Origin of the sequence: Methylocapsa acidiphila B2 (assembly GCF_000427445.1) — a bacterium.
GTDB lineage: Bacteria > Pseudomonadota > Alphaproteobacteria > Rhizobiales > Beijerinckiaceae > Methylocapsa > Methylocapsa acidiphila.
In genome coordinates this window covers 2,541,225-2,560,912 of the sequence record NZ_KE386496.1, presented here as the reverse complement: position 1 = coordinate 2,560,912, position 19,688 = coordinate 2,541,225, and the positions used below count along the sequence as shown (strand labels likewise).

Genomic DNA, 19,688 nt, shown 5'->3' with positions numbered 1-19,688 from the left:
TTGGCGAGGGGAAGCGCGCCGTCTTAGCGCTTGTCCGCCGGCACATAGTCGCGTCGGGTCGCGCCTTTGTAGAGCTGGCGCGGCCGGCCGATCTTCTGGCCCGGATCCTCGATCATCTCCTTCCATTGCGCGATCCAGCCCGAAGTGCGGGCGACGGCGAAAAGAACGGTGAACATGGAGACCGGGAAGCCCATCGCCTTCAAGGTGATGCCGGAATAGAAGTCGATGTTCGGATAAAGCTTCTTCTCGATGAAATATTCGTCGCTGAGCGCGATTCTCTCGAGCTCCATGGCGACCTCGAGCAGGGGGTCGTCCTTGCGGCCGAGCTCGTTCAAGACGTCGTGGCAGGTCTGCTGCATGATCTTGGCGCGCGGGTCGTAATTCTTATAGACTCGGTGGCCGAAGCCCATGAGGCGGAACGGATCGTTCTTGTCCTTGGCGCGGGCGACATATTTCGGAATGTTCTCGACCGTGCCGATTTCTGTCAGCATCTTGAGGGCGGCTTCATTGGCGCCGCCATGCGCGGGTCCCCAAAGGCAGGCGACGCCGGCCGCGATGCAGGCGAACGGATTGGCCCCCGAAGAGCCGGCGAGGCGGACGGTGGACGTCGAGGCGTTCTGCTCGTGATCGGCATGCAGAATGAAAATGCGGTCGAGCGCGCGCGCGAAGATCGGGTTGATCTTATAGTCCTCGCAGGGGACCGCGTAGCACATGCGTAGGAAGTTCGACGTGTAGTCCAGCTCGTTCTTGGGGTAAACGAAGGGCTGCCCAATCGAATATTTATAAGCCATTGCGGCGAGCGTCGGGATCTTGGCGATCAGGCGCATCGAGGCGACCATCCGCTGCCGCTGATCCGAAATATCGGTCGAATCATGGTAGAAAGCGGAGAGCGCGCCGACGCTCGCCACCATCACGGCCATGGGATGAGCGTCGCGGCGGAAGCCCTGGAAGAACCGGGCCATCTGCTCATGCACCATCGTGTGCCGGGTGATGCGATAGTTGAAGTCGCGGCTTTGCGTCGGGGTCGGCAGCTCGCCATAGAGAAGCAGATAGCAGGTCTCGAGAAAGTCGCCCTGCTCGGCGAGCTGTTCGATCGGATAGCCGCGATAGAGCAATATCCCTTCGTCGCCGTCGATATAGGTGATCTCGGACTCGCAGCTCGCGGTCGACGTGAAGCCGGGGTCGTAGGTGAACATCCCGGTTTGGGCGTAGAGCTTGCCGATGTCGACGACCGAAGGGCCGATGGTTCCGGCCTTGACCGGCATGCTGACTGTCTGGTCGCCGAGGCTAAAGGAGCCGGTCGTCTCGCTCATAGAGGCTGCCTTCTTGATAAAATCTGTGTCGCGCCGAATGGGCCGCGCTTGAGATGTGCTGGAGTCAACGGAGGAGAGTTGCGTCGCTGCATCGATTGATGCGACGCAAAAATACTATCTTATGCGCGGTCCCCGTTCAAGCCGCCGGGACGAACCGGTTTCTGTCCGGTTGCGAACCCCGTAGTCCATCGCCGCGCCCGGTCAATGGGCCTGGTCCTGGAGTCGGGCGAGGCTCTCTTCCCGGCCGAGCACTTCCAGCACGTCGAAAATGCCTGGCGACGTCGCGCGGCCGGTCAGCGCGGCGCGCAAAGGCTGTGCGACCTGACCGAGCTTCACCTTGGTTTCTTCGACATAGTCGCGCACAGCGGCTTCGGCCCCTTTCGCCGACCAGGTCTCGAGCGAGGCGAAACGGGGCAAAAGGCTGGCGATATGGGCGCGTCCGACCGCGTCGAGAAGGGCCAGCGCCTTGGCGTCCAAGACGAGCGGCCGCTTGGCGAAGAGATAGGCGGCGCCGTCGAGCAGCTCGACCAAGGTCTTCGCGCGCTCCTTCAAGCCCGGCATGGCTGCGCGCAATTTCGTCCGCGTCTCGTCGTCGAACGCGATCGGGTCGCCGCCGCCCGGCGGCAGATAGGGCGTGGTCGCTTCGAGCGCCGCAACGAGGTCGGCGTCGCGGCTCGCCCGAATATAATGGCCGTTCATGCTCTCGAGCTTGACGAAGTCGAAACGCGCCGGCGAACGGCCGACATGGCCGAGATCGAACGCGTCGATCATCTCCTGCGTCGAGAAGAATTCCTTATCGCCGTGGCTCCAGCCGAGCCTGACGAGGTAGTTGCGCAACGCCTCCGGCAAATAGCCCATGGCGCGATAGGCGTCGACCCCGAGCGCGCCGTGGCGCTTCGAGAGTTTCGCGCCGTCCGCGCCATGGATCAGCGGAATATGGGCCATGCCGGGCGCGGTCCAGCCGAGCGCCTCATAGATCTGCATCTGCCGCGCCGCGTTGGTCAAATGGTCGTCGCCGCGGATGATTTGCGTGACGCCCATGTCATGATCGTCCACGACCACGGCGAGCATGAAAGTCGGCGTCCCGTCCGAGCGCAGCAGGATGAAATCGTCGAGATCCTTGTTGGCGAAGCTCACCCGACCTTGAACCTTGTCGTCGAGCACGGTCTCGCCCTCTTGCGGCGCCTTGAGGCGCACGACGGGGGCGACGCCGGCCGGGGCTTGCGAAGCGGGCCGTTCGCGCCAGCGCCCGTCATAACGCGGCGGGCGTCCTTCGGCGCGGGCCTTCTCCCGCATTTCCTCGAGCTCTTGCGGCGTCGCATAGCAAAGATAGGCGTCTCCCGAGGCGAGCAGGCTTTCGGCGACTTCGCGATGGCGCGAGGCGCGGCGGAATTGATGGACCGCCTCGCCGTCCCAATCGAGGCCGAGCCAGGAAAGTCCGTCGAGAATCGCCGCGATCGCGGCCTCGGTCGATCGCTCGCGATCGGTGTCCTCGATGCGCAGCAACATGCGGCCGCCGGCGTGGCGCGCGTAGAGCCAGTTGAACAGCGCCGTGCGGGCTCCGCCGATATGGAGAAATCCCGTTGGCGACGGGGCGAAGCGCGTGACCACAGCATCGGTCATGACCGGAATTCCTGCACGTTTGAAAGCTTGGAGAAAATCATTGGCGGGTCGGCTCCTCGGCCTTACGCGCCGCGTCGGGTCGTGTAACATGGAAACGCCGAAAGAAAAGGGACCTCGGCGGCGGGCTCGGCTGATCGGAGCGTCCGCGCGACGACGCCGGGGACGCGGCTTCGGATGTGCGGATGGCGGAGACGGCCGGGACGGCGATCGACGACGGCGGCGCGGCCAAGACGGGCGGCCTCGCCGCGAGGCTGCGCGCGGGTCTCGAAGGGCTTCTCGACCGTTTGGCGCGCGACTTCGAGACCGAGACCGAGATCGCGCTTCGCCGGCTTTTCCTTTGGCTGCCGGTCGCGGCCGGCGCCGGTGTGCTCGCCTATTTTTACGCCGACCGCGAGCCTTCGCTTTGGCTGATCGGGCCTTTGACGGCTCTGTTTGCAGGCCTCGCCTGGTTCGTGCGGGACCATAGGCTTGCTTTTTTCATCCTCTGCGGCCTTTGCGCCTTTTTCGCCGGCGAGCTTTCGGCGGCCTGGCGGACTGCCTGCGCCGCTGCCCCCGTCATCGACCGGGTTCGGATCGCGACGGTCGAGGGCTATGTCGAGCAAATGGATTTTCGCCGCGCCGGCGCGCGCTTCATCTTGCGCATCGTGGCGGCGGAAGGATTGGCGCGGCAGGATACGCCCTTTCGGGTCCGGCTTTCGATCCGTCGGACGCCGCCCTTTGACGCCGGCGCCTATGTTCGCCTGAAAGCCCGGCTTCTGCCGCCCGCCCGCGCGAGCCTGCCCGGCGGCTATGATTTCGCCAGGGACGCCTGGTTCGCGCGGCTCGGCGCGGTCGGCAATGCGCTGGGCCGGATCGAGCTCGCAGCCCCTCCCGCGCCGCCCGGCCCCATGCTCGCGGCCATGATGGCCCTCGATCGCGGCCGCAACGCGCTCGCGCGCCGCATCGATGCGATCGTTGGCGGCGACGCCGGCGCGATCGCCGCGGCGATGGTGACCGGCAAGCGCGATCTCCTCTCCGAATCCGCGAAGGACGTGATTCGCGAAGCGGGAATTTTCCATATCATCACCATTTCGGGCGTCCAGATGACGCTGGTCGCGGCCATTTTCTTCGTCGGCCTGCGCCGCCTTCTGGCGCTCAGCGGCGGACTTGCCCTCCGCTATCCGATCAAGAAATGGGCCGCCGCCGCCGCGATGGCGGGCGCGATCTTCTATGATGTCGCGACCGGCTCACGCGTGGGCACAGAGCGCGCCTTGTTCATGACGCTGATCATGCTGGGCGCGGTGCTGCTCGACCGCCAGGCCCTGACTATGCGCAATCTCGCCTTCGCCGCGCTGATCGTGATTCTGCTCGAGCCGGAAGCCATCATGGGCGCGAGCTTTCAGCTCTCCTTCGCGGCAGTCGCGGCGCTGGTCGCCGTCTATGAAGGCCGCATCGCCGCCAAGCTGAGCGACCGCGCCGAACCGCTCTTCGTCGCGGCGCGGCCGGTGGCCGGCGCAGGCAAGCGCCTGCTATGGGAGGAGGCGAGCCGGCATTTGCAGAGCGGCCCCGCGGGCCTGCTCTTCGCGACCTTTTGCGCGACCTCGGCCACGGCCTCCTTCATGGCCTTTAATTTCCACGAATTGAGCCCCTATGTGCTGATCGGCAATCCGCTCACCCTGACCGTGATCGAGATTTTCGCAGTGCCCGGCGCGCTCCTCGGCGCGCTGCTCTATCCGCTCGGCCTCGATCCCTGGGTTTGGCGCTATGTCGGCTTCGGCATTGATTCCATCATGTTCGCGGCGCGGAAGGTCGGCGAATTGCCCGGCGCGACGATCCATCTCCCCGCCTTCGCGCCTTGGGCGATCGTCTTTCTCACCCTCGCCCTGCTTTCCATCGTGCTGTGGCGGACGCTGTCTTTCCGCGCCATGGCTGTTCCGCTCGTTCTGATCGGGCTTCTCGGCGCAGCCTCCGGCCCCGCCTTCGACCTCGCCGTGGCGGCGTCGGGCGACTCTGCCGCGTTGCGCGGACCGGACGGCCGTCTCGCCGTCATCGGGCTGCGGCCGAGCCTTTTCGCCGCCGAGCAATGGCTACGGGCCGACGCCGACGGGCGGGCCGCCCGCGCCGCCGTTCAAAAAGACAACTGCGATCGGCTCGGCTGCGTCGGCCGCATGGCCGGCCGGCGAACCGTCGCTTTGGTGCTCGATCGGCGCGCTTTCGCCGAGGATTGCGCCCGCGCCGATATTATCGTGACGCCCTATTTCGCGCCTTTCGGCTGCGCCGCCGGCATTGTCATCGATCGCGAAAAATTGAAGCAGACCGGCGCGCTCGCCTTGTCTTTTGGAGCGAAAGGCGTCGAATTCCGCACGGCGCGCGCGGCGGATGAGGACAGGCCCTGGTCGCGCGCGCCGAAGCGCCTGTGGGGTCGGGCGCCGCAACCGCTGAGCCTGGGACCGGACGTCCAAGGCGAGACGACGACCAGCCCTGTTTTGGAGCAAGGCGAGGCCGACGATGGCGCGCCGCTGGATTAGGATGACGGCCGATGCGTCGCCCAGCCGACGCCGCGGTCAATAGCGGCGAATGAGGCTTACGAGCTTGCCTTGAATGCGGACGCGGTCCGGGCCGAAAATCCGCGTCTCATAAGCGGGATTGGCGGCCTCGAGCGCGATCGAGGCGCCGCGCCGGCGCAAGCGCTTCAGGGTCGCCTCCTCGTCGTCGATGAGGGCGACGACAATGTCGCCGGTCTCGGCCGTATCCTGCTTGCGGATCACGACCGTGTCCGAATCGAAGATCCCGGCCTCGATCATGGAATCGCCGCGGACTTCGAGCGCGTAATGCTCGCCTTGCGGCAGCATGTCGGGCGGCAGGCTGATCGTATGGCTGCGGTTCTGTAGGGCGGTGATCGGCGTGCCCGCCGCGATTCGCCCCATCACTGGAATGGCCACGACCGAACGTCCCAAATCATCGTCGGCGGCGTGCGCCGGCATGGGGCGGACCCGGCCCAAATTCCCCTCGATGACGCTCGGCGCGAATTTCTTGCTGCGATTGGGCTCCGCCGGCGTCGAGGAGCCCGGCAGGCGCAAGACCTCGAGCGCGCGGGCCCGATTGGGCAGGCGGCGGATGAATCCGCGCTCCTCGAGCGCGATGATCAGGCGGTGGATGCCCGATTTGGAGCGCAGATCCAACGCGTCCTTCATCTCGTCGAAGGAGGGCGGCACGCCGGTCTCCTTGAGGCGCTCATGGATGAAGCGCAAGAGCTCGCTTTGCTTTTTGGTCAACATGGGCCTTGGCCTTCTCCCGAGCCGCGCGGCTCCGAATCGCTTCGATCTCGCCGACTGATACAGCATTGCGGGGCTTCGCACAAACGGTGAACATACCCAATATGTTCGCGCTGCGTTCGGCAAGGGGGGGCGATTATGTAGTTTACGAACCAGTCGTTGGCGCTGGCGGCGTCGCGGCGCGGTCAAAGGGACGCGCGGTCGAAAGCGTCGTCTGTCGAAAGACGAGCGCACAGCAGAACCCCGGAGTTGGGCAGTTCGGCGGATAACGCGCACGCGCAGCGTATTCGACCAAGTTGGCCAAAGGCCGTGGTCGCTGGGCCGATCCGCGAAATCGAAGACTTGAAGAAGGCCGATCTCTAGCGCCGAGGCCGGGCGATGGAAGCGGCCGCGCGGGCGCGGCCGATGATAGGCTTTCGCTCTCGGGGAGCGCCGTGGCGCGGACTCCGCGCGGCGCTCCAAAAATTACTTGATCGCCGCCTCGTAGCGTTCCGCGACATATTCCCAATTGACCAGATTATCGACAAAAGCCTTCAGATAATCGGGGCGGCGATTGCGATAGTCGATGTAATAGGTGTGCTCCCAAACGTCGACGGTCAGGATCGGGGTCGCGCCTTGGGTCAGCGGATTGTCGGCGTTGCCGGTCTTCGAGACCGAAATCTTGCCGTCCTTGACGGCGAGCCAAGCCCAGCCCGATCCGAACTGGGTCACGCCGGCCTGAACCAGATCTTCCTTGGCTTTGGCCACCGAGCCGAAGCTGTCGATCAGGGCTTTCTCCAGCGCGCCGGGAATGGCGCCGCCGCCATTCGGCTTGATCGACTTCCAATATTCCGAATGATTGTAATGCTGCGCCGCATTATTGAACAGCGGGACGTTCTTGCCGTAGGAATCCTTGACGATCTCCTCGAGCGACTTGCCTTCGAGGCCGCTGTCCTTGAGGAGATTATTTGCGTTGGTCACATAAGTCGCGTGGTGCTTATCGTGATGATATTCCAAAGTCTCTTTGGACAGATAGGGTTGCAGGGACTCGTAGCCATAGGGAAGTTCGGGCAGAGTGAAGGACATAGGGTGCTCCTGATAGCGCGACGCGGTCGACGAAGCCGACGCTCGGCGGCCGCATGCGCGGCATAAGTAAACGGCCTCGCCAAAGCCGGCAACCGCCGCGGCGGGATAAATTCGACTAATGTTATAGTATATCTCCTGTGCCCTGGGAGGCCGTCAGAAAGCGAGCAATTTTGCGGCCGCTTCGGTTTGCGCTAACTTCTGGCTCTCTTGGCCATAGCTGGCTGGGTCAAAGGCGGAGCGGCGCGTGGACAAAGGCAGATGAGTTATTTGGTTTTCGCCCTCGGGCTTGCGCTTTCGGTTTGCGGCGCCGCAGCCGTCTCTTTCGGCTATGGCATCGTGAACGTCGAGCGCGGCTGGTCGAGCGTGATCGCCGGCGCGACCGCGCTGTCTTGCGGAATCGTCACCATTGCGCTCGGTTTCATCCTGCAGGCCTTGACCCGGCTACGGCTGTTCTTGGAGCAGGCCGCGCTCGAGGCCGCGCCGCTGCCCTTGCCGCAGGAGCAGGTTGCGGCGGCGATCCGACCGCTGGATGAGGCGGCGCCGCAACCCCGAGAGGCGCAGCCGTCCCAAGCGCTGCCTTCCGAAGCGCCGCCCTCCCAAGAGCCGCCGCTCGAAAGGGGCGAGCGTCGTGGGGCAAGCCTTGCGCCGCCGCCCGCCGCGGCTTCGCCCGAACCCCGGATCGCTGACGCCAAGAACGCGTCGCCGCTGCCGCCACCGCGGGTCGTGGAGCAAATCGACGTTCACCGCGGCCGATCGCGCGTTCCGCCGCCGCAACCGGGCGAGGCGGTGCGGGACGCCGCGACTATGTCCCGCGCGTCGATCGAGGACGTGCGTCGGCTCGTGGCGGCCAAGGTCGAGGCCTGGCCGAAATCACGCCCCGGCCCTGGGCAAGCGGTCGGCGCGCCCAGCATTTCCGGGCCCGCCGTTGTCGCCGGCTCGCCGCCCGGGGCGCCATTGCGCGATCCCGCCGCCCGAATGGGGCCTTCGAGTTCGGTCGCGGCCGGAACGCGTGAAATCAGCGGAACTAGCTCGAGCTTTGCACCAGGGGCGCCCGCCTCGACTGTGGCCGCTGCTGGTGCGGGAGAGGGGCCGGCGTCGTTCCGCGCGGGGCTGCCCACCGGGACGGACGTCGCTTCCGGCTTCGGTCCATCGGTTGGCGGGGACTCCAGGAGTCGTTCAGGCGCCAGCCGAATCGCCTCGCCGCCGCAAGGCCCGGACGAGATGGCTGAATTCGAAACGCTTTCGCGCGAACTGGAAGAGCCGGACTCGCCGCCCACGGACCAAGGCCTCGCGATCGCCGGCCGCTATGAATCCGAAGGCACGTCTTACGTCATGTACGCCGATGGATCGATCGACGCCCAATCGGAACGCGGCGTCTATCATTTCAAGTCGATGGCGGATTTGAAGGCCTTTATGGAATCGCAAGGCTGAGGCCTTGCTTGGCCATTGCGCCCGGCTCATTTGACCTGGCAATGTTTGTGCTTCGCGGCTTCCTAGGCATATCGGGAGTCGCGGCGCAAATGGTTTCCTGATAATCCCGCCATAGGCTTGGTCGGTCATTTTGGATCGAACCTGTGAGGCCCATCGCGACGCCACGAAGAAAGAGCGGCTGAACCGGCATGGAGAAAGTCATCGAATCGCCGCGCGCCGCGGCGGAGTCCGGGGATGCGCGCAGCGTGGTGATCCTCGGCGCGACCGGATCGATTGGGAAATCGACCGCCGAAATCATCTCCGGCGCCGGCGGCGCGTTTCGGGTCGCGGCGGTCGCCGGAGGCCGCGACGCTCTGGCCCTCGCTCGGGTCGCTCGCGAGCTTGGCGCGAAATTCGCGGCTCTCGCCGACCCCTCGGGCTATGCCGAGCTTAAGGAGGCTTTGGCCGGCACCTCGATCGAGCCGGCCGCCGGGGCGGAAGCCGTCGTCGAGGCGGCCTTGCATCCGGCCGATATCGTCGTCGGCGCCATCGCCGGCGCGGCGGGCGTCGCGCCAACTTTTGCGGCGCTTTCGGCGGGACGAACGATCGCGCTCGCGAATAAGGAATGCCTGGTTTGCGCTGGCGCGCCTTTCATGCGTCAGGCCGCGGCGATGGGAACGAGGCTTCTGCCGGTGGACAGCGAGCATAACGCCATTTTCCAGGCCATGGGCGACGCTGATCTCGCGACCATCGAGATGATCACGCTCACGGCTTCGGGCGGACCGTTTCGGACCTGGACCAGCGAAGCCATAGCCGCGGCGACGCCGGAACAGGCTTTGGCGCATCCGAACTGGTCCATGGGGCCGAAGGTCACGATCGATTCCGCCGGACTCATGAACAAAGGCCTCGAACTGATCGAGGCGCATTATCTTTTTGCGATTGAAGCCGCGCGCCTCGATGTTCTCGTTCACGCCCAATCGGTCGTTCACGGCCTCGTCGCTTTCGTCGACGGCTCCGTCACCGCCGGCCTCGCCGCCCCCGACATGAAAGTGCCGATCGCCCATTGCCTGTCCTATCCCGAGCGGATCAAGACGGCCGCGCGGCGCCTCGATCTGGCGGCGGTCGGCCAATTGACCTTCGAACGGCCGGATCTCGTGCGGTTCCCCGCCCTGCGCGTCGCCTTGGAGGCCTTGCGCGCGGGGCAGGGGCTCCCCACTGTCTTGAATGCGGCCAATGAGATCGCCGTCGAGGCCTTTCTTGATCGGCGCATCTCCTTTCATGAGATCGCGAGCATCGTCGAGGAGGTCTGCGAGGCGGCATGGGCGGCGGGCGCGGCGCATGCGCCGGAAACGGTCGCCGACGCGCTCGAGATGGATATGGCCGCGCGAGAGCTCGCGCGCGGCGTTTTGCCGCGTAATGGCGGTCTGCGCGCGGCGGTCCGTTTGAACTAGTGATGACTGGAGGGGAAGCGCGGGCGCATAGGCGACGCTTGCATTCGGCTCCATTGAATTGCTAAAGCGGCAGATGTTAATTAAGGACGGCCAAGTAGCGCCCCGCCTCCTTTCCGCTCAATGCGATTGGTTCGATTGCTTTCGTTTAGGACCAGTTCTATGCGGAATCGGCGCGAAATGAGGCGCCGCCGCGAGTGCGTGCGAGGCGAAAAGGCGTAACCGCATGTTCATGATCGGTCGCATTTAATCGCGCTATGAATATGCGATGAGGCTTTGTTTTCGGTCGCTCCGAACGATATTTGATCCTGGGTCCCGATCCGAGTGTGCGCGGTCCGAGCGGAATGGCGTTGGCCAACTAAGAATATCCGCCCACGTTTCGTGCGCATCGTTCTTGCTTGGGCCTAGAGCGCGTTCCGATTGGACCTAAGTCGATCTGATCGGGAAGTATATGCTCAAGCTTTAAAGATTGAGTGAATTCCAAATCGATTGGATGACTCGAATTTGGTTGGAATTCGCTCTAGCGGCCTCCCGAAAAAGGATGCGCCGTGGTCCGAGAGGGGTGGGGGACTTGGAAGTTGGACTTGGAATAACTGTCTATCGTCGTCAATCGAAGCATTGATCCCGGGTTTCGTTCATCGATCCTGGATCATGCTCTAGGAGCTCCAATGTCAATCATAGCGCATATCTGGTCGGCCGGCGTGTATATAGTCCCATTCATTTTCGTCTTGAGCCTCGTCGTTTTCTTTCATGAACTGGGACATTTTCTCGTTGGTCGCTGGTGCGGCGTCAAGATTGACGCTTTCTCCCTCGGCTTCGGGCCGGAGATCTTCGCCTTCGTCGATCGTTATGGGACGCGCTGGCGGCTCGCCGTTCTTCCTCTCGGGGGCTACGTAAAGTTCCACGGCGATGCGAACGGCGCCTCTGTGACGGATCGCGAGGCCGCGGCCGCCATGCCAGAGCACGAGCGTGCAGTCAGCTTTTTCGCGCAAAAAGTGTGGAAGCGCGCGGCGATCGTGGCCGCCGGGCCAGCCGCGAATTTCGTGCTGGCGATCGTCATTTTCACCTGCATCTTCTATTTCAACGGCCGCGCTGTGCTGTCGCCCGTTGTCGATAAGGTTGCGGCCGGAAGCGTCGCCGAGGGCGCGGGCTTTCAGCCGGGTGACCGGATCGTCGCGATCGATGGAGACAAGATCGCCAGTTTCGAAGACATGCAACGGATCGTTCAAGCTTCGAGCGACGTGGCCTTGACCTTCGAAGTCGAGCGCCAGGACAAACTCATCGAACTCGTCGCCACGCCGCATCGGCGGGAGATCAAGACGCCCTTCGGCACCACGCGGGTCGGCGTTCTTGGAGTCGAGGCCGGCGCCAAGCCAGAAAATTGGCGCACGCAACGTTTCGGCTTGATCGACTCCGTCAAGCGGGCCGGCTCCGAAACTTGGTTCGTCGTCGCGCGGACCGGGTCTTATGTCGGCGGCCTGGTCATGGGACGCGAATCCACCGACCAATTGTCTGGCCCGATCCGGATCGCCGAGGTCTCGGGCGAGATGGCTAAGATCGGTTTGGCGGCTTTGTTGAATCTCGCCGCAATTCTGTCCATTTCTGTCGGGATTCTCAATCTCATGCCGATCCCGCTGCTCGATGGCGGCCATTTATTCTACTATGCCGTCGAGGCGGTTCAGGGGAAGGCGATGCATGAGAAGGCGCAGGAATTTGGCTTCAAGCTCGGCCTGACCTTGGTTGCGAGCCTCATGATCTTCGCAACTTATAACGATATTGTGCGCCTGACTCGCCAGTTGCTGCATCTCGGATAGCAGGAATTGGGCGATATAAAGGCGATAAAGGCTTGATCAGTCGGCGAACGCACCTGCGTTCGCCGTTTTGTTAACCTTACCTCTTTACGTTTTGATCACTGCAAACCGTGTCTTGTTCGCAACGCCCGGCTTAAAATAGCTCATCAAATTCAATCTTGATTTGCGGCGTGGTTTAAACGCTGTAGAAGCTGAGCTTGGGAAGAGGCGTGCAATCCGCGCCTTGACCTCTGGAATAAAGCCAGTTGATGCAACTCACTCGCCGTGCGGCCCGCCAACCGACGTCGAGGAATGTGAGGACCGGTTTCACAATGCAGTTCATGCGTAGATTTTTGAACCGGTTCGTCGCGACGGCTTTGGCGGTCGCTTGTTTGGCCGCGCTTGCTTCGGGAGCCGCCGCCGAAGGCGTCTCCGTGCAGGGCAACAAGCGCATCGATAGCGAAACCATCGCCAGCTATTTCACCGGGTCCGATCAGGCCGCCGTCAATAAGGGCGTGAAGGATCTTTACGCTACCGGCCTTTTCTCAGATGTGCGGGTGCTGCGCGAGGGCGGCCGCGTCGTCATCAGGGTCACCGAAAACAATATCATCAACCGCGTCGCGTTTGAGGGCAACAGCAAGGTCAAGACCGAGATGCTTCAGGCTGAGATCCAGTCGAAGTCGCGCGGTCCATACAGCCGGGCGACCGTCGACGCGGATATCGAGCGAATCAAGGATATTTACCGCCGCTCCGGCCGTTCCGCCGCGTCGGTCACCGCCCGCACAGTCGATCTGCCGAACGGCAGGCTGGACGTCGTCTTCACCGTGGATGAGGGCGAAAAGACCGGCATCAAGGCGATCAATTTCGTCGGCAACGTCGTTTATTCGTCGGGCAAGTTGCGCGATCTCATGCAGACGACAGAGATGAATTTCCTGTCCTTCATCAAGACGTCTGACGTTTACGATCCGGACAAGATCGCATCCGATCTCGAGCTCATCCGCAGGTTCTACCTGAAGAACGGCTATGCGGATTTCCGCGTCGTCGGCTCCGATGCGCAATATGATCCTGCGCAGGGCGGCTACATCATCACCATCACCGTCGAGGAAGGCGTTCAATATTCGATCGCTTCGGTCGTCGTGGAATCGCATATAGCCGATATCGACGGCGCGTCTTTGTTGCCGCTGTTGCGCCTGTCCGCCGGCCAAATTTACAATGGCGATATGGTCGAGAAGAGCGTCGACGCCTTGACCAAGGAGGTCGCGCGGCGCGGCTACGCCTTTTCGCAAGTGCATCCGCGCGGCGACCGCGACCCGGCGACCCGCACCGTCACCATCGCCTTCGTCATCGACGAAGGTCCGAGGGTCTATGTCGAGAGGATCGTGGTCCGCGGAAACACGAGGACGCGCGACTATGTCATTCGGCGTGAGTTCGATCTCGGCGAAGGCGACGCCTATAATCGCGTCATCGTGGAGCGGGCGGAGCGGCGGCTCAATAATCTCGGCTATTTCAAGAGGGTGAAGATCACCAACGAACCAGGCTCGGCGCCGGATCGGGTGATTATTGTCGTCGACGTTGAAGATCAGGCGACGGGCGCCTTGTCCTTGTCGGGCGGCTATTCGACGTCCGACGGATTCGTCGCCGAGGTCTCGGTGACCGAGACGAATTTCATGGGTCGGGGCCAATATGTGAAGCTCGCCGTCTCCGAGGGCCAGCATTCCCGCGGCGTCGACTTCAGCTTCACCGAGCCTTATTTCCTCGGCAACCGCATGGCGGCGGGCTTTGACGTCTACGCCAAGAAGTCTGACGTCTCGCAATATTCCTACTACAGCAGCTTCGTGACCGGCGGCACCTTGCGCCTGGGCCTTCCCATAACGGAAGAGCTCACCTTCTCGCCGCGCTACTCGATCTACAACACCGACATAACCATCCCGAATGATTACAAGCATCCCTATAACGATTGTCAGTACCCAATTTGGGGCACGACGCCTGGATACAATGGAACCAGTGTGAATTATTGGAATAGTTGCTTGACCAATGGCGAGGCCTCGTTGGCGCTGAAGCAGGCGCAAGGCAATGTCCTTACCTCGATGGTTGGCTACACGCTGTCTTACAATACGCTCGACAATAATAAATCGCCGTCGGGCGGCATGTACGCCGAACTGCGCCAGGATGTGGCCGGCGCCGGCGGCCAGTCCCACTTTGTCCGCAGCACGGGCGACCTGCGCTACTATCATGAGATCGCAGATCAGATCGTCGGTCTCGTCCATCTTCAGGCCGGCGATATTCAAAGTTTGGGCTCGAGCCAGCTGCGCATCGTCGATAATTTCAACATGGGGCCGAGCCTCGTCCGCGGCTTCGCTCCGAACGGCATTGGCCCGCGCGACGTGTCGGATGCCGCGACCTACGGCAACACGTCGGGCAACGCGCTTGGCGGCACCAAATATGTCGGCGCCAGTTTGGAAGTGCAGTTTCCCATCTTCGGCCTTCCGAGAGATCTCGGCTTGAAGGGGGCGATTTTCGCGGACGCGGGAACTTTGTTCGGCTATAGCGGCAAGTGGAATTTCAGCTCGGATGGCGTTTGCACTCCGAATAATGTCGCGCCTAACTACACGCAGGGCACTTGCATCGCCGTCGGCTCCAACAGTCCTTACATCCGCACCTCAGTCGGCGGGTCGATCATCTGGGCGTCGCCGATGGGGCCGATTCGGTTCGACTTCGCCAAGGCTCTTACAAAGAGCCAATATGACCAGACGCAGTTCTTCCGCTTCACTGGCGGCACCACCTTCTGACAATTCTCGCGACAGGCGGCGCGGGGACCAATTCCCACGCCGCCTTTTGCATGGTCCGATAGGAGCGATTGGGCCGATTCGGTCGATCGAAAAGTTGGCTATGCTTCGGCTGTTTGAGCGATGTCTCGTCGACCGGATGGCTCCATCCGGCGGGAAGTCGTTCTAGGCCTGAAACGGACGCCTCACCTCATCAGGCTCTCAGGGCCCGACATGAGCAATCCGGCATTCTTTTCCCGTGAGCGGCAGTTTTCGCTCGGCGAAATCCTCGCCTGCGCCGACGCGAGGGCCGACGCCAGGGTCGACCTATCGATTCCAATTTCTGGCGCGGCGCCCCTCGACGAGGCCGATGTCGGCGACCTCGCCTACGCCGATCGTTTCAGCTCCGGCGCCTCGCTCGAGACGACGCGCGCGACGGCCTGTTTCGTCGAGCTGCGCGACGCTCATCGCGTCCCGGACGGCGTGATCGCGCTCATTGCCGATGATCCAGCGCGCGCCTTTGCGCGCGCCTTGGCGAGGCTCTATCCGGCCGCGGTTCGACCAGAGTCCTTGTTCGCGGCGGTCGGCGTCAATCCCGGTGCGTCAGTTCATCCAGAGGCGCGGCTCGAGCCCGGCGTGATTGTGGATCCGGGCGTCGTGATCGGGCCGCGCGCGGAAATAGGCGCGGGCACGATCATCGCGGCGGGCGTCGCCATCGGGCCTGATGTCCGGATCGGTCGCGATTGCTCGATCGGAGCCCAGGCGGCGATCACGCATGCGCTGATTGGCAATCGCGTGATTGTCGATCCCGGCGCCAGGGTCGGTCAGGCTGGCCGCGCTCTCCAGGAATTCGAGCCGCGTCAGCGCCAGGACGAGCGCGCGAAAGCGCCGCAAATTGGCCGCGTCATCATTCAGGATAATGTCGAGATCGGCGCCAATTCGACGATCGACCGCGGCGGCCTGCGGGATACCGTGATTGGAGAAGGAGCTCTTCTTGGCGCGCTCGTGCAGATCTCCGGAGAGGCGGCGATCGGACGCTATTGCATCATCGAGGCCAAGGCGAGCATAGGCGCTGGCGCGCGGCTCGGGGATTTCGTCTCGATCGGCCCGCAGGCCGGCCTCTCGGCCCACGCGCGAGTCGGCTCGGGCGCGTGGATCGCGGCGCGGTCCGGCGTTGTGTCGGACGATTCGGAGGGCGGCTAGAATTCGGCGGCAGAGCGCGGCCGCTTTCGCTTTCGATCCATCAAGACGGTGGAGCCCCGCAACATTTTCCTCTACAGGATGATCGACCTCGCTGGGGCGCGGCCCGGCGCTGTTGGCCGTCGCCGAAAACGACATAGGATTGCTTGCACGATGACCGAGGCTGCGTCCACGACGATTGAAACGATCGATATTCAGCGGCTCTTGAAGCTGCTGCCGCACCGCTATCCCTTCCTCATGATTGATCGAATCATCGAGGCGAGAGGCGATGAATTCGGGATCGGCCTGAAAAATGTCAGCGTGAACGAGCCGCAGTTTCAGGGTCATTTTCCCGAGCGCCCGATCATGCCGGGCGTGCTGCTCATCGAAGGCATGGCGCAAACAGCGGGCGCCATTTGCATTCATGCGCATGCGTTTGCTGGCAAGGCCGCCCCATTGGTCTATTTCATGAGCATAGATAAAGCGAAATTCCGCAAGCCGGTCACGCCGGGAGACCGCGTCGAGTTTCACATGACCAAGACCAATCATCGCCGCAATATGTGGTGGTACGCCGGGCGCGCATTGGTCGATGGGACGCTGGTCTGCGAGGCCGAGATCGCCGCCACGCTGGTGGTCGAGGACGAGTCCGCCAAGGCCTAACGCCGAGCCGGTCGATCGCTCCAGATCGCTGCTAGGCGCTATCGCTTCAGCGCGCGGCGGGCGGCGACTTGTCAGCGCAGGTGAACCGCCGCATGATATATGCGGGCGCGTCGAGCCGCGAAACGGCGACTCGGGCGCATCTCGCTTCAAATAGGCAAGACCTAATGACAAAGGCAGTCCGCGTTCATGAACTCGGGGGCCCCGAGGTTATGCGGATCGAGGACATCGAGCTCGCGCGTCCTGAGCGCAGCCAGGTTCGCGTCCGCAACCATGCGATCGGCGTCAATTTCATCGACACTTATTTCCGCAGCGGGGCCTATCCGGCGCCCGCGCTTCCCTTCACGCCCGGCAATGAGGCGGCCGGCGAAGTGGTGGAGGTCGGCAAAGGCGTCAAGGATTTCAAGATCGGCGATCGGGTCGCCTATGTCGCGACGCTCGGGGCCTATGCCGAGGAGCGGCTCGTCGAATCCTCCCGCCTCGTCAAGCTGCCGAAAGCCATATCCTACGAGTCCGCGGCGGCGATTCTCCTCAAGGGGCTCACCGCGCAATATTTGCTGCGTCGCACTTTCAAGCTGAAGGCCGGCGATGTGATCCTCATCCATGCGGCGGCGGGCGGCGTCGGCCTCGTCCTCACCCAATGGGCGAAGGCGCTCGGCGCGACGGTCATCGCCACGGTCGGCTCGCCGGAAAAGGCCAAGCTCGCCAAGAAGGCCGGGGCCAAGCATGTGATCCTCTATCGCGACGAGGATTTCGTCGCCCGCGTGAAGGACATCACCAAAGGCCAGCTCTGCGACGTGGTCTATGACGGAGTCGGAAAGGACACTTTCCCGGCCTCGCTCGACTGCATCAAGCCGCTCGGCCTTTTCGTGAGCTTCGGCTCGGCCTCCGGGCCGATCGAGGCCTTCAGCATGAATCTCCTCTCGGCGAAAGGCTCGCTCTTCGCCACTCGCCCGTCGCTCCATACCTACACGGCGAAACGCGAGGATCTCGACAAGGGCGCGCGCGATCTCTTCCGCGCGATTTCCAGCGGCGCGGTCGATATTCCCTTGCGCGCGACCTATCCGCTCGACGACGCGGTCAATGTGCATCGCGCGCTGGAGGGTCGTCAGACGACCGGAGCGGTCGTGCTCCTGCCGTAACGCATCGCTCCGTCCGGCGGCCGGCCGGAGGAAAGGTGAACTCCCTGCATGGAATGGCGGGACGAGGGCCTGATCATCGGGGTGAAGAAGCATGGGGAGACAAGCGTCATCCTCGAGGCGATGACCCGCGCCCATGGCCGCCATTTGGGCCTTGTCAAAGGCGGACGCGCCAAGCGCATGCAACCCTATTTGCAAGCGGGCAATAGCGCCTTGCTCGTCTGGCGCGCGCGGCTCGACGAGCATCTCGGCCTGCTTGCTGTCGAGCCGACGACTTTGCGCACAGCGCGGCTAATGGCGAGCGCGGAAGCCTTGCATGCGATCGGCCTTGTCGGCGCCCTGCTGCGGCTCGTCGCCGAGCGCGATCCGCATCCGGCGCTCTATGAGACGGCCTGTTTCATCGCCGACCATGTCGAGGATACCGACGATCTGCCGCAGCTTCTGGTGCGTTTCGAGGCGGCGATTCTGACGGAGACGGGATTCGGCCTCGATCTTGCGCAATGCGCCGCGACCGGCGTCGAAACGGATCTCGTCTATGTCTCGCCGAAATCTGGCCGCGCCGTATCGCGGGCGGCCGGCGAGCCCTATCGTAACCGGCTTTTGCCGCTTCCGGCTTTTTTGCGCATTGAGCCGACGACAAAAAGTCCGCCGCCCGACGACATTCGCGACGGGTTCAGGCTGACCGAATTTTTCCTGATGCGGGATCTTTTCGGACCGCGCGGCCTGCCCTTGCCGCAGGCGCGGGGGGCCTATCTCGCGGAACTCGCCAAGCGCGCGGGCTGGGGCGCAACGCCTACTTGATCTTGGTTTCCTTGAACTCGACATGCTTGCGCACGACGGGATCGTATTTCTTGAACGACAGCTTCTCGGTCTTGGTGCGGGCGTTCTTCTTGGTCACATAGAAATAGCCCGTGTCGGCGCTCGACAGGAGCTTGATCTTGATCATCGCGGCCTTGGCCATCTCTCAATCGTCCTTCAGTGCGGCGCAAGGCGCGCGGCCCCCGCCCGCAGGCTCGGGGGATTCCGGGAAAGCCGCGACCATACGGATCGCGCCCGGCTTGTCAAGAAATCCTGCGCCGTTGGCCCTGGTTAAGATTGAACTTTTTCCAAACGCATCAAGCTTTGGATTACGGCCATCAATTATAACCGATCATCGGCTAATTTGAGCGAAGCAAGCGGATGAGCTCAAATTCTTTGGCGGTTGCTTCCGCTTGAGCGGCAGGTTCAGAAAATACGCCGCTCGTCGCAGGTAAAGTCGCGTCGGAGGGCGTGGCGGCCGATCCGCTGATTCGGAGGCGCGGAAAGCCGCGCCTCCTGAACGTCCCGGCCGTCGAGACCAGAGCGATTTCTGATCGCATGAAGTCATGCGAACAATAAGAAATTGCTCCAATTTTAAATGCTTAGGCATATTCGTGGTCGAAGGATTGATTCGATCCGATCGGAATATGCCTTGCGAAGCGCCGGCCCTCACCACCGCGCAGGAGGCAGCATATCGCGCTTTCCGTCCGCGGCGACCGCCTGGTTTTGCTCCGCCTTGGCGGCTCCGGTTTTAATCCGTCGTTGACGAGGATTGCGACCCGACAAAGGGCTGCTTCTTGTAGGCGGGATCGTGATCGAGAAAACTGTTCACCTGGGGCGACCGCAAACCGCGCATAACGCATTTCGCATAGTCGCTATCACGATGATATGTCTCGGCGCAATGTTGTCGCAGCCCCTCTTCATCGAATCGCGGATCGGCGTTGCAGATCCCAGGAGATGCCGCCAACAGTAATGGCGCAACTTTCACCAATTTTTTGAGCGAGATTAGCCTCGTGCCGCCTGCTGACAGGCAGCTGCGAAGTTTGCTTTTCATGGCCCAGATCCTTAACCAATTGACTAATGTGACCGTTTCATTGGAACAGTCAGCGTTCTTCTATATGAGATTTATGGCAAAATAACTGTGTTATATTTCTGGCGGGGCCTTGACGAAAAGAGGTCCAATAGCGCTCGGCGCGGCATGGCGCCGCGCGCTAGGACTTGCCATTGCGCCTTAATTTGTTGCAAGA

15 protein-coding genes are annotated in these 19,688 nt (G+C 62.8%); 9 read left to right on the top strand and 6 right to left on the bottom strand.

Annotated elements, in window-relative coordinates:
* Positions 1-23: 23 nt before the first annotated feature.
* The gene (gltA, locus tag METAC_RS0114560; protein ID WP_026607609.1) at positions 24-1,313 is read right to left on the bottom strand and encodes a citrate synthase; all 1,290 of its coding nucleotides are present in this window, start codon (positions 1,311-1,313) and stop codon (positions 24-26) included.
* Between the two features lie 201 nt (positions 1,314-1,514).
* Complete coding sequence (gene gltX, locus METAC_RS0114555; RefSeq protein ID WP_026607608.1) at positions 1,515-2,936, bottom strand: glutamate--tRNA ligase; 1,422 nt, start codon at positions 2,934-2,936, stop codon at positions 1,515-1,517.
* Positions 2,937-3,118: 182 nt separating this feature from the next.
* Here gltX and METAC_RS23800 point away from each other — a divergent pair, with 182 nt between their 5' ends.
* On the top strand, positions 3,119-5,443 hold the full coding sequence (locus METAC_RS23800) for a ComEC/Rec2 family competence protein (protein WP_084143668.1): 2,325 nt from the start codon (positions 3,119-3,121) through the stop codon (positions 5,441-5,443).
* Positions 5,444-5,479: 36 nt separating this feature from the next.
* Here METAC_RS23800 and lexA read toward each other — a convergent pair whose 3' ends face one another.
* A complete protein-coding gene (lexA, locus tag METAC_RS0114545) occupies positions 5,480-6,193 on the bottom strand; it encodes a transcriptional repressor LexA (RefSeq protein WP_026607607.1) in 714 nt (237 codons plus the stop codon).
* A 462-nt stretch (positions 6,194-6,655) separates the two neighbouring features.
* Positions 6,656-7,255, bottom strand: coding sequence for a superoxide dismutase (locus METAC_RS0114540; protein WP_026607606.1), 600 nt, complete (start codon positions 7,253-7,255; stop codon positions 6,656-6,658).
* A gap of 258 nt (positions 7,256-7,513) precedes the next feature.
* Here METAC_RS0114540 and METAC_RS25285 point away from each other — a divergent pair, with 258 nt between their 5' ends.
* The 8 genes from METAC_RS25285 to recO all read left to right on the top strand — a co-directional run bounded on the left by METAC_RS25285 (position 7,514) and on the right by recO (position 18,444).
* The gene (locus tag METAC_RS25285; RefSeq protein WP_156898230.1) at positions 7,514-8,686 is read left to right on the top strand and encodes a hypothetical protein; all 1,173 of its coding nucleotides are present in this window, start codon (positions 7,514-7,516) and stop codon (positions 8,684-8,686) included.
* A gap of 188 nt (positions 8,687-8,874) precedes the next feature.
* Positions 8,875-10,116 (top strand): 1-deoxy-D-xylulose-5-phosphate reductoisomerase, encoded by a 1,242-nt coding sequence (dxr, locus tag METAC_RS0114525; protein ID WP_051335593.1) that lies wholly within the window; start codon positions 8,875-8,877, stop codon positions 10,114-10,116.
* A gap of 665 nt (positions 10,117-10,781) precedes the next feature.
* Positions 10,782-11,927 (top strand): RIP metalloprotease RseP, encoded by a 1,146-nt coding sequence (gene rseP, locus METAC_RS0114520; protein WP_026607603.1) that lies wholly within the window; start codon positions 10,782-10,784, stop codon positions 11,925-11,927.
* Between the two features lie 308 nt (positions 11,928-12,235).
* Complete coding sequence (bamA, locus tag METAC_RS0114515) at positions 12,236-14,692, top strand: outer membrane protein assembly factor BamA (protein WP_026607602.1); 2,457 nt, start codon at positions 12,236-12,238, stop codon at positions 14,690-14,692.
* A gap of 210 nt (positions 14,693-14,902) precedes the next feature.
* Positions 14,903-15,871 carry a UDP-3-O-(3-hydroxymyristoyl)glucosamine N-acyltransferase gene (locus METAC_RS23790; RefSeq protein WP_084143666.1) on the top strand — a complete coding sequence of 323 codons (969 nt, stop codon included), beginning with the start codon at positions 14,903-14,905 and terminating at the stop codon, positions 15,869-15,871.
* A gap of 150 nt (positions 15,872-16,021) precedes the next feature.
* Positions 16,022-16,507, top strand: a complete 486-nt coding sequence (fabZ, locus tag METAC_RS0114505) for a 3-hydroxyacyl-ACP dehydratase FabZ (RefSeq protein ID WP_026607601.1) — start codon at positions 16,022-16,024, stop codon at positions 16,505-16,507.
* Between the two features lie 164 nt (positions 16,508-16,671).
* Positions 16,672-17,646, top strand: coding sequence for a quinone oxidoreductase family protein (locus tag METAC_RS0114500; protein WP_026607600.1), 975 nt, complete (start codon positions 16,672-16,674; stop codon positions 17,644-17,646).
* Positions 17,647-17,694: 48 nt separating this feature from the next.
* Positions 17,695-18,444: a DNA repair protein RecO gene (recO, locus tag METAC_RS0114495; protein WP_026607599.1), complete on the top strand. Its 750-nt coding sequence runs from the start codon at positions 17,695-17,697 to the stop codon at positions 18,442-18,444.
* On the opposite strand, the gene rpmG is transcribed toward recO, so the two are convergent.
* Positions 18,437-18,604 (bottom strand): 50S ribosomal protein L33, encoded by a 168-nt coding sequence (rpmG, locus tag METAC_RS0114490; RefSeq protein WP_026607598.1) that lies wholly within the window; start codon positions 18,602-18,604, stop codon positions 18,437-18,439. The two genes, recO and rpmG, sit on opposite strands and share 8 nt — an antisense overlap.
* Positions 18,605-19,192: 588 nt before the next feature.
* The gene (locus METAC_RS0114480; protein ID WP_156898227.1) at positions 19,193-19,495 is read right to left on the bottom strand and encodes a hypothetical protein; all 303 of its coding nucleotides are present in this window, start codon (positions 19,493-19,495) and stop codon (positions 19,193-19,195) included.
* Positions 19,496-19,688: the final 193 nt, after the last annotated feature.

Bases quoted from the DNA above. Each gene is read 5' to 3' on its own strand.
- gltA (WP_026607609.1), bottom strand. From the start codon at position 1,313: ATGAGCGAGACGACCGGCTCCTTTAGCCTCGGCGACCAGACAGTCAGC.
- gltX (WP_026607608.1), bottom strand. From the start codon at position 2,936: ATGACCGATGCTGTGGTCACGCGCTTCGCCCCGTCGCCAACGGGATTT.
- METAC_RS23800 (WP_084143668.1), top strand. From the start codon at position 3,119: ATGGCGGAGACGGCCGGGACGGCGATCGACGACGGCGGCGCGGCCAAG.
- lexA (WP_026607607.1), bottom strand. From the start codon at position 6,193: ATGTTGACCAAAAAGCAAAGCGAGCTCTTGCGCTTCATCCATGAGCGC.
- METAC_RS0114540 (WP_026607606.1), bottom strand. From the start codon at position 7,255: ATGTCCTTCACTCTGCCCGAACTTCCCTATGGCTACGAGTCCCTGCAA.
- METAC_RS25285 (WP_156898230.1), top strand. From the start codon at position 7,514: ATGAGTTATTTGGTTTTCGCCCTCGGGCTTGCGCTTTCGGTTTGCGGC.
- dxr (WP_051335593.1), top strand. From the start codon at position 8,875: ATGGAGAAAGTCATCGAATCGCCGCGCGCCGCGGCGGAGTCCGGGGAT.
- rseP (WP_026607603.1), top strand. From the start codon at position 10,782: ATGTCAATCATAGCGCATATCTGGTCGGCCGGCGTGTATATAGTCCCA.
- bamA (WP_026607602.1), top strand. From the start codon at position 12,236: ATGCAGTTCATGCGTAGATTTTTGAACCGGTTCGTCGCGACGGCTTTG.
- METAC_RS23790 (WP_084143666.1), top strand. From the start codon at position 14,903: ATGAGCAATCCGGCATTCTTTTCCCGTGAGCGGCAGTTTTCGCTCGGC.
- fabZ (WP_026607601.1), top strand. From the start codon at position 16,022: ATGACCGAGGCTGCGTCCACGACGATTGAAACGATCGATATTCAGCGG.
- METAC_RS0114500 (WP_026607600.1), top strand. From the start codon at position 16,672: ATGACAAAGGCAGTCCGCGTTCATGAACTCGGGGGCCCCGAGGTTATG.
- recO (WP_026607599.1), top strand. From the start codon at position 17,695: ATGGAATGGCGGGACGAGGGCCTGATCATCGGGGTGAAGAAGCATGGG.
- rpmG (WP_026607598.1), bottom strand. From the start codon at position 18,604: ATGGCCAAGGCCGCGATGATCAAGATCAAGCTCCTGTCGAGCGCCGAC.
- METAC_RS0114480 (WP_156898227.1), bottom strand. From the start codon at position 19,495: ATGAAAAGCAAACTTCGCAGCTGCCTGTCAGCAGGCGGCACGAGGCTA.